The organism is Raineyella fluvialis (assembly GCF_009646095.1).
GTDB classification, from domain to species: domain Bacteria; phylum Actinomycetota; class Actinomycetes; order Propionibacteriales; family Propionibacteriaceae; genus Raineyella; species Raineyella fluvialis.
The window spans coordinates 2,138,252-2,152,832 of record NZ_CP045725.1 but is presented as its reverse complement, the minus strand read 5'-3'; the positions used below and the strand labels follow the sequence as shown (position 1 = coordinate 2,152,832).

Here is a 14,581-nt window from a genome sequence, read left to right as displayed (position 1 = left end):
GCAGCGCCCGTGCGGTCAGGAGGGAGGCGGATCCCCGGCGCTCAGATCAGCTCGGCGTTGTACTTGTCCGCCCTGCGCGTCAGGCGGCCCTTGCGGACGGCCGCATCGATGCCCCAGCTCCCACCACCGGTCAGCAGCAGGAAGAGACCGACAGCGGCGAGCAGCAGCTCGGTCTCGCCGTGGAATCCGGCCATGCCGGGGTCGAACGGGCTCTTCCACCAGTACACGAAGACGAGTGCCCCGGCCCCGATCGCGGCCGCGCCGGCCCCGGCCACGCGGACGGCCAGGCCCAGCACCAGCGCCACGGCGATGAGCACCGAGGCGGCGGCCAACACCCAGGCGAAGATCACCGGGTAGGGCAGGGCGGTGGCCGCGACGGTCGCTGTCGTCCCCGGAATGTCCATCAACTGCTGAGCCCCACGGACGCCTAGCACCGCGGCGGCCGCCAGGCGCAGCAGGAAGATGCCGAGGGCCACCGGGAAGCGGTCCGTCGTACGACCCAGTTTCGTCGAGGGAGGCGCGGGCACCTCGGCGGGGGCCGGCTGGGGTCGGCGCTTCCCGAGAGCACGCTCACGGTCGGCGCGACGTTCCGCGAGCAGAGCTGCCTCGTCGGGGGTGGGTTCCGGCGGGGACCCCATCACCTTCGTGGCCGCGGGCGTGTCGGCGGGCGGGGTATGCGCCGGCACCTCGGCGGCCGGGGTGGCGGGACGCTCGGAGGACCGGCGCGACACCAGCGGCTCGCGACGGACGACCGTCGGCGTCTCCTGGGATGCGGGCTCGTCCCCCTCCCCGAAGACCTCTGTCCGGGCCTCAGGCGAACCGGCGGCCCGAGCGGAGGACTCTTCCTCGCCCTGCTGCTCGGTGTAGCGTCGCAGGTCGGCCCGCGAGATCCGGGTCCTGGTGGGTTCGTTCTCGTCACCGCCGCCGAACTCCTCGGGACGATCGACGTCGGCAGCGGCAGCGTCGGCCTTGGGGGCCTCGTCGGCCTCGTCGGGGTCACGAGTAGTCACGGCTCACGTCCTCATGTCAGGGAATGCTCAGGGCCATTCTTGCCGCTGTTCGTGGCGTCTCCCGGGATCCGCTGCGGGAGTGTCGCCGAGGATCAGATCAGCGGGTCGTCGGCCCCGAGGCTGACCAGCATCGACTCGACCGCGAGCTGCGGCGCGACGTTCCCGGCCAGGGCTTCACGGCAGGCCAGGATCGCGTCAATCCGGGCGATCGTACGATCCGGGGTGGCGCGGGAGGCCTCGGTGAGGACCACGTCGGCCAGTTCCACGTTGACCAGCTCTGCCCCGGTGCGGAGCTGGACGCTCAGGACATCGCGATACCAGGTGGTGAGCTCCGTGAGCGCGCGGTCGATGGCGTCGCGCTGCAGCCGCTTGACCCGCAATTTCTGCTCGTCCTCGAGTTCCTTCAGGGCAGCGGCGATGTTCCTGGGACGAGCACCCCTCGTGCCGACACCGAGGGCCTGCTCGAGCTCGGCCCGCTCCCGGGCCTCGGTCTCGGCCGTCTGCCCGGTGGCCTCCGCCTGGGCGGCGTCGACGAGGGTGGCGGCGGCTCGCAGGCAGGCACCCACCCCACCGAGATGCATCGGGATCCGCAACACGTCGCGGCGTCGCTGCCGGGCCGCCTCGTCGCGGGCGAGATGGCGGGCCCGGCCGATGTGGCCCTGAGCGGCCCGGGCCGCGGCGTCCGCGGTGACCGGATCGATCCCGTCGCGCCGCTCCAACAGTGCCGCGACCTCGCGGACCTTCGGCGTCGTGAGGGTGAGGGCGCGGGTGCGGGAGCGGATCGTGGCGATCACGTCATCCGACGTGGGGGCGCAGAGCAGCCAGACCGTCGACGGGGCCGGCTCCTCGACGTCGCCGTGCGGTTCCGCCGGGCGGCGAGGACCAGGTAGCGGTCGGGATCGGCCTCGGCCAGGCCGAGGAATTGCTCCCGGACGCGCCGGTGGAAGTCGTCCCCGGCACCCTCGAGCCGGTCCTTGTCCGCGATCCGGCCGACAGCCTCGCCCGGATCCAGGTCGAGCAGCACCGTGAGGTCCGCGCGGAGGCCGGCGGTGGCCCAGTGGGCGATGGCCGTGACCTCACCCATATCCAGCACCCGTCCGGCACCCTGGTAGGCCAGCATCGAGTCGAGGTAGCGGTCGCAGACCACCATCGCGCCCCGAGCGAGGGCCGGACGGACGACCTCGGCCAGATGCTGGGCCTTGTCCGCCGCGTACAACAGCGCCTCGGCGCGCGGATCGAGATCACCGGTCGCCGGGTCCAGCAGCAGTCGGCGGATCACCGCGCCCGCCGCCGTGTCACCCGGCTCGCGGGTCATCACGACCTCGTGCCCGAGGTCGGTCAGGTGCCGGGCCAGAAGGGCGCCCTGGGTGGTCTTGCCGACCCCGTCACCGCCCTCGAACACGATGAAGAGGCCCCGCCCCTCAGGCATCGGCGGCCACCGCGCCCTGCGAGGCCGCGCCGTGCCCCTCCGCGGTCCCGTCGGCACCCAGCCGGGCCAGCAGCTCGGATCCGGCCTTGCGGAGGTGGCGGGCGTCCTTCGGCCAGTGCTCGACGAACTCCTCTCGGGCGGCGGATCGGCTCTCAGCCAGGGTGGCGTACTGGCGACCGATCCCGAAGGCGTCCTCGACCGACGAGCCCCCCAACGAGGCCCGCAGCGCCTCGAGCTCCTCGTTGTCACAGCGGATCAGGTCGTCGTAGATGTTCCGCGCCCGGTCACGCAGCTTCTTAGCCTGCTTGGGCGCCAGCAGCGAGGCGAGCTCCGCCGTCGCGACGAGCCGGTCGGCGGCGAGGGCAGCGGTGTGCCAGCCGGAGTCGTCCGCCGCGTCGGGGGCGGTGCCCCCCGCCACGAGCATGGCTCCAGTGGCGGCGGCGACCATCTCGCCGATCTCGTCCCGGGCGGGATGGTTGCCGACACCCACGGTCAAGGTGGGATCGCGCAGCGCCGAGACGCGCTCGTAGATGCCCAGGTAGTCGTCGCCGTTGAGCACCGCGTCCTGGTCAGCGCCGAAGGCGCCGTCGAGCCGATCAGCGGCCGCGCCGAGCTCGGCCACGAGCTCGTCGAGGTGCCCCGGCGGCAGCACGGGGGCGATGACCGGCAGCTCGGCGACGAAGGTCCGCAGCCCCCGGACCAGGGGCTGGACCTTGCGCGTACGTCCGGAGCGGACGTTGAGGTCGGCGAGGAGGACCTGCCGCACACCCTCACCGACGAAGTGGGAGATGATCTGGGCCATCGAGGCATCGATGTCCACCGAGCCGACCACCGACGACAGGTCGACCTGTTGTGCGGTCTGCGACTCGTCGTTCCCGTGGTCGGCGATCAGCACGCGGAAGCGCGCAGGCAGAGACAGGTGTCGGTCGACGCGGACGGCCTCGACGCTGTGCAGGGCCTCGTCCAGCCAATCGATCTGCTCCCGCGTCATGGTGCCGGTGTCGACGTCCACCTCGCGGTAGCGGGTGACCAAGGCGCCCTCGCGCCGGACGGTGTAGACATCGTCGACCACCGACCCGAGGGTTTCGCGCGCTGTGGTCCGGATGAGATACGTGGTCCGGGACCGGTGCTGGGTGCCGACCGGGACGAGCGGGGCGTGGCGCAGGAACGGGGCGAGCAGGGTGAGGATGTGGTCGGGCACCTGACCCGAGGTCATCTCCTCGAGACGCTCGGCAGGAAGCTGAGGCACCCAGGACGGCGCAGCCATCAGCCACTGTCCCTCGCCCTCGGTGGACCTATGGGCGAGGACGATCTCGGCCCGGAGCAGGCGCCGGTCGGGGGTGTCGAGCACGGTGAGGTCGCACTGCGCGGGCCGGGTGCTCACCATGGCGGGATTACCCAGGTCGAGATCGGGATTAGCGAAGCGCGGCGCGGCGGCCAGGTCGCGCATCTCGTAGTGGCGCACGATGCTTTCCCTTCGGGCTCGGCTGGGATCGTTCATTATTGCACCGCGTCCGGCCACCGGGTGCGGGTCCGGATCAGTCGGTGCTCGTGTCGCCCGGCCCCTCGGCGCTCGCCGCCGACTTCGTCGCAGCCTTCTTCGTGGTGGCCTTCTTCGTCGCGGCCTTCTTCGTCGCGGCCTTCGTGGCCGTGGTCTTCTTCGTGGCCGTGGTCTTCTTCGCCGTGGTCTTCTTCGCCGCGGACTTCGTGGCCGTGGTCTTCTTCGCGGTGGTCTTCTTCGCCGCGGTCTTCCGCGGGGACGACGGACCCTTGGCCCGCTTCTCGGCGAGCAATTCGGCGCCCCGCTCCGCGGTGAGGGTCTCCACGGCGTCGGTCTTGCGGAGGGTGGCGTTGGTCTCCCCGTCGGTGACGTACGCACCGAAGCGGCCGTCCTTGACCAGCATCGGCTTGCCGGAGACCGGGTCGGCCCCGAGCTCCTTGAGCGGCGGCTTCGCGGCGGCGCGGCCCCGCTGCTTGGGCTGGGCGTAGATCGCCTCGGCCTCAGGCAGGGTGATGGTGAAGATCTGGTCCTCGGCGGCGAGTGAGCGCGAGTCGGTGCCCTTCTTGAGGTAGGGACCGTAGCGGCCGTTCTGCGCGGTGATCACCGTGCCGTCCTCGGCGGTGCCGACCGTACGTGGCAGGGACAGCAGCTTGAGGGCGTCGTCCAGGCCGACGGTCTGCAGGTCCATCGAGGCGAAGAGCGAAGCGGTCCGCGGCTTGGCACCCTTGGGGGCGTCCTCCGGCAGCACCTCGGTGACGTACGGGCCGAAGCGTCCGGCCCGCGCGACGATCGGGTGACCGGACTCGGCGTCGAGACCGAGGGCGCGCTCCTCCCCCATCGGGCGCGCCAGCAGGTCACGGGCCACCTCGAGGGTGAGTTCGTCCGGCGGCAGGTCGTCGGCGACGTTGGCCCGCTTCTCGGTCTCGACCTCCTCGACGTAGGTCCCGTAACGCCCGACGCGCACCACGATCCCGGAGTCCATGTCGCCGATCGGGAAGGTCGACAGTGCCCGCGCATCGATGTCACCGAGCTGGTTGACGAGGTCGTGCAGGCCGGCGTGGTCCAGCGTGTCCAGGCTCTGCGAGCCGCCCCAGTAGAAGTCGGTCAGCACGTCGAGCCGGCGGATCTCCCCATTCGCGATCTTGTCGAGGTCCTGTTCCATCTCCGCGGTGAAGTCGTAGTCCACCAGCCTGGCGAAGTGTTCCTCGAGCAGCCGGGTGACGGCGAAGGCCAACCACGTGGGCACCAGTGCGGAACCCTTCTTGAACACGTAGTCGCGGCTCGTGATGGTGCGGATGATCGACGCGTAAGTCGACGGGCGGCCGATCTCGAGTTCCTCGAGCTTCGCGACCAGCGACGGCTCGGTGTAGCGGGCCGGCGGCTTGGTCTCGTGGCCCTGCGCCTCCAACGCGGCCACGTCGACGGATCGCCCCTCGGTGAGCTGCGGCAGGCGGCGCTGGGAGTCGTCGGCCATGCCGTCGTCGACCGACTCGACGTACGCCTTGAGGAAGCCGGGGAAGGTGATGGTGCGGCCCCGGGCGACGAAGGTGCAGGCCTCGCCGCTGGTGGCGCTCGATTGCAGCGTGATCGCCACCGACTCACCGCGCGCGTCCGTCATCTGCGAGGCGACCGTCCGCATCCAGATCAGCTCGTAGAGGCGGAACTGGTCGCCGTGCAGACCCGTCTCGCGGGGCGTGCGGAAGGTGGACCCGGCCGGACGGATCGCCTCGTGCGCCTCCTGGGCGTTCTTCACCTTGGAGGTGTAGACACGCGGCTTCGAGGGGACGTAGTCGGCGCCATAGAGCTTGGTCGCCTGGGTCCGGGCCGCACGGATCGCCTCCCCGGACAGCTCGACGGAGTCGGTACGCATATAGGTGATGTAGCCGCCCTCGTACAGTTCCTGGGCCACGGACATGGTGCGCTGGGAGGTGAAGCCGAGCTTGCGACCCGCCTCCTGCTGCAGCGTGGTGGTCCGGAACGGGGCGTACGGATGGCGGACGTACGGCTTGGCCTCGACCGAGGCGACCCGCATCGCGACACCCTCGAGCCCGGCGACCAGGGCGCGGGCGCGGGCCTCGTCGAGGTGGACGAGGGGGTCCTTGCCCTGTTGGAGGCGACCGCGGGAGTCGAAGTCGCGACCCTGGGCGACCCGCTGCCCGTCGACGGCGGTGAGGCGGGCCGGGAACGTCTGGGGTTCGGCGTCGGGACCGGCGTCGAGGGTGGCCTCGAGGTCCCAGTAGCCGGCGGAGCCGAAGGCGATCCGCTCGCGCTCACGGTCGACGACCAGGCGGGTGGCGACGGACTGGACCCGTCCCGCCGACAGGCGCGGCATGACCTTCTTCCAGAGCACCGGGGAGACCTCGTAGCCGTAGAGGCGGTCGAGGATCCGGCGGGTCTCCTGGGCGTCGACGAGGTCGGTGTCGATGTCGCGCGGGTGGGTGACGGCGTCCTTGATCGCGTCCTCGGTGATCTCGTGGAAGACCATCCGGCGGACCGGGACCTTGGGCTTGAGCTCCTGCTGCAGGTGCCAGGCGATCGCCTCCCCCTCGCGGTCACCGTCAGTGGCGAGGTAGACGTCCTTGGCGCCCTTCAGTGCTTCCTTCAGGCCGCGGAGCGTGGCCTTCTTGTCGGCGGCGACGACGTAGAGAGGGTTGAAGCCGTTGTCGATGTCGACGCCGGTGCGGGCCCACTTCTCACCCTTGTACTTGGCGGGCACCTCGGCGGCCCCGGTCGGCAGGTCACGGATGTGGCCACGGCTGGACTCCACGACGTAGCCCGGTCCCAGGTAGCCCTGGATCTTGGTGGCCTTGGTCGGCGACTCCACGATCACCAGGCTGTGCCCCAGCTCCTGACCTGCCACGGTTATCTCTCCCCGGTCGCGTCCAACGATGGGGCACACCATAGCCCACAGCACCAGCACAGCCGTCGCGGACGAGGCGCAGACCGGACGACGAGCGCTTGTCGCCGAGATCACAGCACGTTGAGCGTACCTCACTCAACTTTTTTGGCGATCCTGGAATAGTCGTCGCCGGACGCGACGTTGTAGCCCATGACGGCAGCCGCGCAGGCAGGCGGCAGCCGGTTCAGTCCGTTTCCACTGCCAAAGGAGAAGCACGATCATGGCCCGTACCTTCGACCCCTTCCGTGACGTCGACCAGCTGTTCTCCCAGGCGCTGCGTACGCCCGCGTCGACCGCCATGCCGATGGATCTCTACCGCGAGGGCGACAATTACTTCGTCAAGATCGACCTGCCGGGCGTCGACCCGGCGACGATCGACGTCGACCTCGACGATTCGCAGCTGACCATTCGCGCTGAGCGCAAGCCGCAGGCAGGCGAGGGCGTCCAGTGGCTCACCCGGGAGCGCCCGGTCGGCCAGTTCGCCCGCCAGCTCACCCTGGGCAAGGGCGTCGCCGCGGAGAACATCGACGCCGAGTACACCGACGGTGTCCTCGTCCTGACCATCCCTGTCGCGGAGGCCGCCAAGCCCCGCAAGATCGCCGTGGCCCACAAGGCCGACAGCGCCATCGAGGGCAGCGTCGAGGGCTGACACCCCACCCGCCAGGCGTACGAGGCCCCTCGAACCGTTCTTGGTCCGAGGGGCCTCGTCGGTGGGCGGGGGCTGTCAGACCGTCGGGGGACGTTCATCGGCGTGGAGCTGGTCGGCGGGAGGTCCGTCGATCGGAGATCGCGGCGGTGGCGGGCCGGTCGCTGGCGAAAGCCGGCGAAGAGGGAGGCGATCAGCAGCAGTAGGCCGAGGAAGGGCGTCACGGCGCTGAACACTGCCTCTTTATGGGTGTAGGTGAGTTCCAGCATGCCGCCGCCCTTGAGGACGCGGTACGGCGCTATCCAGACCCACACAACGAAGAGGGCGCCGCTGAAGCCCACCGGACGGGTCGGGTGGTGCATGGCCAGGGCCACGGCCAGCGGCACGATCCAGACGAAGTGGTGCGTCCAGGAGACCGGGGACGCCAGCGCGGTGGCGATGCCGATGACGGCGACCGCCGGGGCCTCGTGGCCTTGGCGGACCAGGGACCAGGCCGCGATGAGGCCGACCACGATCGTCAGGACCGACATCACCGTGCCGACCTCGGCACCGAGGTGCGAGAGCCGGAACAACCGGAGGGCCGCCCCCTCGAAAGACTGGTTGTCGATGTAGACAGGATCGGACTCGAAGCCTACCGAGCGGGTCAGCAACAGGCGCTTCCAATAGAAGAGCGACAGTTGCGGATAGACGAGGAACCCGATCGCGGTGAGGACCGCGGCCGTCACGGCCGCGGTGATGGCCGGCTTCCAGCGACGATTGATGAGCAGGTGGAGGATGAACAGGCCCGGGGTGAGCTTGATCGCGGTCATCAGCCCGACCATCCAGCCCTGCGGAAGCGGGAGCAGCCTGCGGCCGAACAGGTGCGGCCCGTCGACGAGGTCGAGCACGACCAGGCAGGTGAGGATCAGCTCGATCTGGCCGAGCTGGGTGCCCAGCGTCACCGGGGTCGCGGTGGCGATGCACGCTGCGGCGACGACGCTCGCCGGCCAGCTCCGCAGGCCGAAGCGGTGGACGACCGCGATGATGCCGAGCCAGCCGGCCACGGCCCAGAGGATCTTCCAGGCGATGACAGGGCCCAGCATGAACGGCAGGAAGAGCACCGCCGCGATCGGCGGGTAGACGAAGGCGTCAGGGCCGCTGCGGTAGAGCTCACCGCCCTGCAGGGCCGTCCTCGCACCCTCCAGGTAGATGTCGAAGTCCGCCATACCTCCGTGCGGCCAGCCGTGCGTGAAGACCAGCGGGATGAACCACGAGACCAGCCCCGCGATGATCGGCAGGGCCACCTTGGCGCTCCGGTCGAGCCAGAACCCTGGGTAACGCGTCGGTTGATCGTGCACCCGGCCATCCTGTCATCCTCGGGAGGCGGCGTCGGAACGGTGTCAGAGGTCGTGACGTCCGCGCAACTCGTCGAGCTGGCGGCGGTCCTTCTTCGTCGGACGGCCGGCGCCCCGGTCCCGTCGAGCCACCGGGGCCGAGAGGTAGGCCGGGCGTTCGGGCGAGTGGTCGACGTACGCCTTCACCGCGATCGCCGCGCCGACGCGCTTGGTGATCGGGTCCACCACCTCGAACTCCCGGTCCCAGCCCGGGCTGCGGACGACAACGCGGTCGCCGGGTTTGACGTCCTGGGCCGGCTTGGCCGGTTTGCCGTTGACCCGGACATGCCCTCCCTTGCAGGCGTCACTCGCCATCGTGCGGGTCTTGTAGACGCGTACGGCCCACAACCAGGAATCGACACGGGACATGAGTTGATCTCCTTTCTCACGAGGGCGCCGGTACCGCACCCCGCCAATCCGACCGGCGAGCCTTCACATGCACAGGGCAAGGTGGCAACTTGTCGCTCACGCTTGGCGATGTCCAACGCTTGACACGGGCAAGTCTCTCTTCGATTGACCCGACAGGCTCCGACGGCATCGGAGCCGGCGCCAGCGCGGCATGGTGTAGAGCCATTCGGTCCATGGGCGCAGGTACGTCAAGCCGATGCACACCGAAAGCACCCCCGCAGAAGTAGCGGCAGGAGAGATTCCCGCGAGCCCCATCATGGCGACGACGCCACCGGGGGCCAAAAGGGGAAAGTGGGAAACGTAGGTGACGATGGAATTCCTTCCGACCCATTCCAGCGCACGAATCGGAGCCAGTCGAGGAATCCGATGTGCGACCCAGAGGAGGGAAAGCACCCCGGCAAGGGAGACTACTATCTGATCAGGCCAATAAGTCACCACGGTCCGCTGGCCGACTTGGCGGACAGCACCGACCAAGCCGATGACCGAGAGCACAATCGGCCAGATCGGCTGAGCCCTCTGCCATTGAACGATAACCGGACTCAAAGCGGCACCAGCAAAGAAGAACCCCGCGAACCACAGATACAGCGGGATGATTCCGTGGCTCGCCTGCAAGAGGCCAGCCAAAACAAAGAGGGCCGCCGCGGACCAAGTGTTGGGGACCGACCGAAGCACCAGGGCCAGCGCATATGCGCAGGCCAACACCGCAAGGAACCACAGGTGTGTCCCGATCGCGATGTATCCGATCGGGTCCTCATTGAGTCCGCGGAGGACGATCGAGGTTATAGCCATCCAGATCACCCACGGCCAGAGGATTCCGCGCACTTTACCCATGACAAAGCGCCCAGTCCCCTTGGCCAACGAATTCTCCAGCAACAACCCGGACAATACCAACAGAGTCGGCATTCGAAACGGCATGAGGGCGTAGACGACGGTCCAGCCGCCGCGGTCACCCGAGGACAACAGCTGAAGGTGAGCCGCATGGTAGACGACGACGAGAATGACCACAGCTCCGCGAAGGAGATCCATCCACGTCTCGCGTTGCTGCCGCCCCCCGACTCAATCACTGGGCTAATGTAACACGGACCATAGGGCCCACAGGGTGCGCACAATGTCGTGCGATGCTGTCGTCGCAGCACTTCACGAATTTGCTCGCCTTAGGTCGGCGCCTTCTGCAGACTCAGCCAATCCGGATCAGGGTTCCCTGACCGTCAGAGAGCACTGGGGTCAGGCTTCGGCCCGGTTCGAAGGTGGCTACGTCGGACCGTTGCCCACCGACTTCCGTGAACCAGACAAGGTAGGTGCCGTCCACTGGCAGACTTCCCGGGTCCACGAGCTCAATCCCTGAACGCCTTGCCAACCAGTATGCCCGGAAAGGGTCATTGCTTGCGATGCGGGTGTCCGGTGGCAGGGCTGCGAGGGAAAGTGCGAGTGCAGATCGGGTGGCGTGGACGTCGTTGAACCCGATCCCTTCGCGAGCCGCGATCATGCTGAAGCGGGAGCTGGCCACCAGCCCCCCGAATATCGACGTCACCACGAGAACCACCGACATGGCCCTCATGGTCTTCGGCATCCAACGGCCTTGCGCGCGCACACCCCGTCGAAGCCCCAGAGCGATCACGACTGCCGTGGCCGCAAAGACAGGGGCTGTTAGCCGATCATCCAACGAGTCGAGGACAGTTGTGGAGCCACTGTAGACCAGCAGGCTCCACCACAGCGCAGTGAACAGAGCCACCGGCAGAGCCACCGACTCTCGCGACCTCACAATGTGAGCAAGGCTCCAGACGATCAGGCCCACAAGCACCGTGCCGAGAGACACGGTGACGGCATTGATCAAGGTCGTCTTCATTTCGACCGGAACGATGTAGCGTCCGAGAGTGCGGACTCCTTGAGCCAGGACTCGTACCACCGACTGGCCACCAGTGGGCCGGTCACCCAGCGGCGCTGCGCCCAGCATCACATTGCGCGAGGCGATCGCGATCACACCGAGTGAACTGGTGGCGCTGAGCACGGCGGCGCGGAGGACGGCCGTCCCCCAAGGGCCATGCCCCACGACAAACGCCACCACGGCCACCGTCGGAATGAGAACTACCCCACTGATGCGCAGCGTGGTGGCCAACGAAACGAAGGCAGCTACAGCAACAGCAGCAAGCGGAGTCAAACGGCCCACGCGCATCGCGGACGTCAGGATGACGAGAGTACCTAGTGCGAGCACGGTGAATAGCGGCTCGGTCAACATCATCGAGAAGACTCGAGTCGTCCCTGCGGAAGAGGCCACAACGGCCCCAATGAGGACGGCAGGCAGGTCAACGCCCGTGACCAGTCGAGCAAGTCCATAGCTCAACAAGACCGTCGCCGCAGCACAGATGGCGTTGGCGAGGCGCGTCCACAGCTGAGGGTCCAGACCGAGCCGCTCGAGGGTCCCCAGAAGGACCGGGAGTCCCGGGGGCCACATCGTCATCGGAGAGCCATCGAACTGGGTCAAGCGACCCGTGGTGGCGAAGGCATGCCCGGTGGAGGCGTAGTAGATGGAGTCGACAGAGATGCCCGGACCCTGAGACGTCGCCACGAGTGACAGGCAAGCAGCCAAGAGTGCACAGACCGCCACAGTCGCCCAAGCACGTCCAGGTGGGTCCCACCATATGGCAGCCCGACCTGTGGTGCGAGGGTTCCACCCGGGAGATGCGGAAGTACGTGGGCGCATCTAGTGCCTACCCCGCTCGAGCCGTCGCAACAAGTAGTCCCAGCATCGGGACCTGCGAAGAACCCGTGCCCGCTGCCCTAGTTGGTCGCCCAGCAGGAATCCCATCCGCCACTCCGCCCTCTCGGGACTGCCGACCTGCAGTCCCTGCCTCTTCTGAAGCGTACTGACGTAACTTGAGTGGTACGGCAGCGAGTCGAAGGTGCCCGCATCACGCATCCCGTTCACCGACGCCCGCACCACCGGCGGCCTTACCTGACTGCCGAAATGGATAGGACCAAGCATCGTCAAACTCGCCCGACCGCTGCGAGCGTGAGGCCACAGCCATGGATGGGTCCTCTCAGTAACAGCTCTCATTTCAACCACCAGTTACACAGACAATCGGAAACTGTGGGCCGAGGAGGAGTCTCAGCCCGACCACTACCAGACCCGCCGCATGAAACATCGAGCTATTCGATAACCGAAGTCACCTCTGCCACTGGCGCCTCAGGGGGCGGGGAAGTCCGGTGATTAGCCCCGATGCCTGAGACCTTCGCAGGAGATTCAACGACAGCCGCACCTTCCCCCATGAAACGACCCTTCAGGCGGAGTGTTGGTGTTTCGACGTATCTGAAGGAGACCTCTGTGATGACCAAGGCAATTCCGATGCCGAGCGCCATGCGGGCGGCATGCGGAATCGGGAGATCAATATTGTGCGTCAGCAGACTGAGCACGGGGAAGTGATAGAGGTAGAGCCCGTAGGACCGCCGACCGACCCAGCGAAGGGGCACGCTGGACAGGCCCTCACGACGCGCGACTGCGGCGCTGCCACGCTTGCCGCCACCAGAACGAGTGTCAGCCATGCCGGAACGCTCGTGATTCCTGACATCCATCGAATCGGCAGGGCGACCCAGGTGACCGTCACGGCTACCAGCAGAACGCAGGACAACCCGGCAAGCGGGCCCAGGAGTCGGGCCGTCCGTCCGACTGGGGGACGAAAGTACATCCCAACAGCCAACAAGCTCCCCAACAGAATGGACACGCCCCTGAGGTACGTCCCCTTGACGAGCGCAACGCTCGGCGCCCATGGCAGGACCATCACGACGATCAGGGCGACCCCGAGTACCAGAGCCGGTACTCTTCTCGCCCGACTCCTGGATGATCCGAGTAACACAAGAAGCGGCCAGATCAGGTAGAAATGCTCTTCGATCGCCAGGGTCCAGGTGTGGTCGAGGAGCGGCATGTCATGGCCGGTGAACTTCCACCAGTTCGACACGTATAGGAGGGAGGCGAGCGCCCCCCTCAGAATCACGCCCGGGCGTTCGCTGGCAATCGACAGGAAACTCACCATGGCGAGCGTCACCATCAGAGCCGGCAGGAGTCGAAGGCCTCGGCGCGCATAAAAGTCCGAAATGCTGACCCGGCCGGTCCGCTCTCTCTCAGCGACCAGGAGCCAGGTGATCAGGAATCCGCTGAGGGCAAAGAATATATCCACCCCGACATACCCGTTGACGCTGAATCCCAAGGAGGCGTGGTAGAGGACCACCGCAATCACCCCGATAGCGCGGACCCCGTCAAGGCCGGTCCAGACCTGGCGTCCCATCACGCTCCTTTCGCACAATCACGGCGGGATTCACCTGTTGCGTCGACCTCAACCAGATCGGCGCCGTTCTCCATCACGCAACCGATCTAGAGCGTCCCTCGTCGGAGCTGATCGAGCAGGTAGTCGCCGTAGCCCGACTTTCGTAACCGCAGGGCTCTTTCCTGTAATTCCTCATCTCTGAGGAAGCCCATCCGCCAGGCAGCCTCCTCAGGGCAACCGACCTGGAGACCCTGACGCTTCTGAAGTGTGTGGACATAGTTGGACGCGTCCAAGAGGGAGTCGAAAGTGCCCGTGTCGAGCCAAGCGGTTCCGCGGGGCAGCACCTCGACCTGGAGCCTCCCCTGCTCGAGATAGCGACGATTCACATCGGTGATCTCATACTCACCCCGGGCCGAGGGCTCCAGCGACCGGGCCATGCCGACGACCTCGTTGTCATAGAAGTACAGACCGGGCACGGCGTAGTTGGACTTCGGCTCCGCCGGCTTCTCCTCGATCGAGAGGGCCCGGCACTCCTCGTCGAACTCGACCACACCGTAGGCCGTGGGGTCCGCCACCCAATAGGCAAAGACCGCAGCTCCGTCCAGCGCGTCGAACCGCTGGAGCCGGGTTCCCAGCCCCGGACCGTAGAAGATGTTGTCCCCCAGCACGAGGGCAACCCGGTCGCCACCGATGAAGTCGGCGCCGATGGTGAAGGCCTGAGCGAGCCCCTTCGGTTCCGGCTGCTGGGCGTAGGTGATGGAGACGCCGTACTGCGAGCCGTCACCGAGCAGCCGCTGGAAGGCCGAGGCCTCGTACGGGGTGGTGATCACCAGAATGTTCTGGATGCCCGCGAAGATCAGCGTCGACAACGGGTAGTAGATCATCGGCTTGTCGTAAACAGGCATCAACTGCTTGCTGATACCGAGAGTGATGGGGTGGAGCCGCGTCCCTGAGCCCCCCGCCAGGATGATTCCGCGCATGCCGAGAGTGTGTCACATGCAGGCCACGCGGCCGCAATGACGATGTGCCAGGAGCCGGACTGCGTCCGCCCCGCCG

11 protein-coding genes and 1 pseudogene are annotated in these 14,581 nt (G+C 67.6%); 1 reads left to right on the top strand and 11 read right to left on the bottom strand.

Annotated elements, in window-relative coordinates; all coding sequences use genetic code 11:
* Positions 1 to 41: 41 nt before the first annotated feature.
* The 5 genes from Rai3103_RS09710 to topA form a co-directional block, all read right to left on the bottom strand.
* Positions 42 to 1,010, bottom strand: a complete 969-nt coding sequence (locus tag Rai3103_RS09710) for a DoxX family protein (RefSeq protein ID WP_153572439.1) — start codon at positions 1,008 to 1,010, stop codon at positions 42 to 44.
* A 92-nt stretch (positions 1,011 to 1,102) separates the two neighbouring features.
* Complete coding sequence (locus Rai3103_RS09705; RefSeq protein ID WP_153572438.1) at positions 1,103 to 1,804, bottom strand: DNA polymerase III subunit delta' C-terminal domain-containing protein; 702 nt, start codon at positions 1,802 to 1,804, stop codon at positions 1,103 to 1,105.
* Entirely contained in the window at positions 1,801 to 2,439 is a 639-nt protein-coding gene (gene tmk / locus Rai3103_RS09700; protein WP_153572437.1) for a dTMP kinase, read from the bottom strand. Before tmk ends, Rai3103_RS09705 begins: the two co-directional genes overlap by 4 nt.
* Positions 2,432 to 3,904 carry a CYTH domain-containing protein gene (locus Rai3103_RS09695; protein ID WP_153572436.1) on the bottom strand — a complete coding sequence of 491 codons (1,473 nt, stop codon included), beginning with the start codon at positions 3,902 to 3,904 and terminating at the stop codon, positions 2,432 to 2,434. The genes tmk and Rai3103_RS09695 overlap by 8 nt, the downstream gene beginning before the upstream one ends.
* A 73-nt stretch (positions 3,905 to 3,977) precedes the next feature.
* Positions 3,978 to 6,800: a type I DNA topoisomerase gene (topA, locus tag Rai3103_RS09690; RefSeq protein ID WP_228488829.1), complete on the bottom strand. Its 2,823-nt coding sequence runs from the start codon at positions 6,798 to 6,800 to the stop codon at positions 3,978 to 3,980.
* Between the two features lie 259 nt (positions 6,801 to 7,059).
* On the opposite strand from topA, the gene Rai3103_RS09685 reads away from it, so the two are divergent.
* Entirely contained in the window at positions 7,060 to 7,488 is a 429-nt protein-coding gene (locus tag Rai3103_RS09685; protein ID WP_153572435.1) for an Hsp20/alpha crystallin family protein, read from the top strand.
* Positions 7,489 to 7,913: 425 nt separating this feature from the next.
* On the opposite strand, the pseudogene Rai3103_RS17760 reads toward Rai3103_RS09685, so the two are convergent.
* From Rai3103_RS17760 to rfbA, 6 genes and pseudogenes are all read right to left on the bottom strand, one after another.
* Positions 7,914 to 8,690: pseudogene (locus Rai3103_RS17760) on the bottom strand (glycosyltransferase family 87 protein); the annotation flags it as partial.
* Positions 8,691 to 8,864: 174 nt separating this feature from the next.
* Positions 8,865 to 9,227, bottom strand: coding sequence for an RNA-binding S4 domain-containing protein (locus Rai3103_RS09675; protein ID WP_153572433.1), 363 nt, complete (start codon positions 9,225 to 9,227; stop codon positions 8,865 to 8,867).
* A gap of 96 nt (positions 9,228 to 9,323) precedes the next feature.
* Entirely contained in the window at positions 9,324 to 10,292 is a 969-nt protein-coding gene (locus Rai3103_RS09670; RefSeq protein ID WP_153572432.1) for an acyltransferase family protein, read from the bottom strand.
* Between the two features lie 151 nt (positions 10,293 to 10,443).
* Entirely contained in the window at positions 10,444 to 11,505 is a 1,062-nt protein-coding gene (locus Rai3103_RS09665) for a hypothetical protein (protein WP_153572431.1), read from the bottom strand.
* A 1,156-nt stretch (positions 11,506 to 12,661) separates the two neighbouring features.
* Positions 12,662 to 13,546 carry an acyltransferase family protein gene (locus tag Rai3103_RS09660; RefSeq protein ID WP_153572430.1) on the bottom strand — a complete coding sequence of 295 codons (885 nt, stop codon included), beginning with the start codon at positions 13,544 to 13,546 and terminating at the stop codon, positions 12,662 to 12,664.
* An 86-nt stretch (positions 13,547 to 13,632) separates the two neighbouring features.
* Complete coding sequence (gene rfbA / locus Rai3103_RS09655) at positions 13,633 to 14,505, bottom strand: glucose-1-phosphate thymidylyltransferase RfbA (protein WP_153572429.1); 873 nt, start codon at positions 14,503 to 14,505, stop codon at positions 13,633 to 13,635.
* Between the last annotated feature and the right edge of the window lie 76 nt (positions 14,506 to 14,581).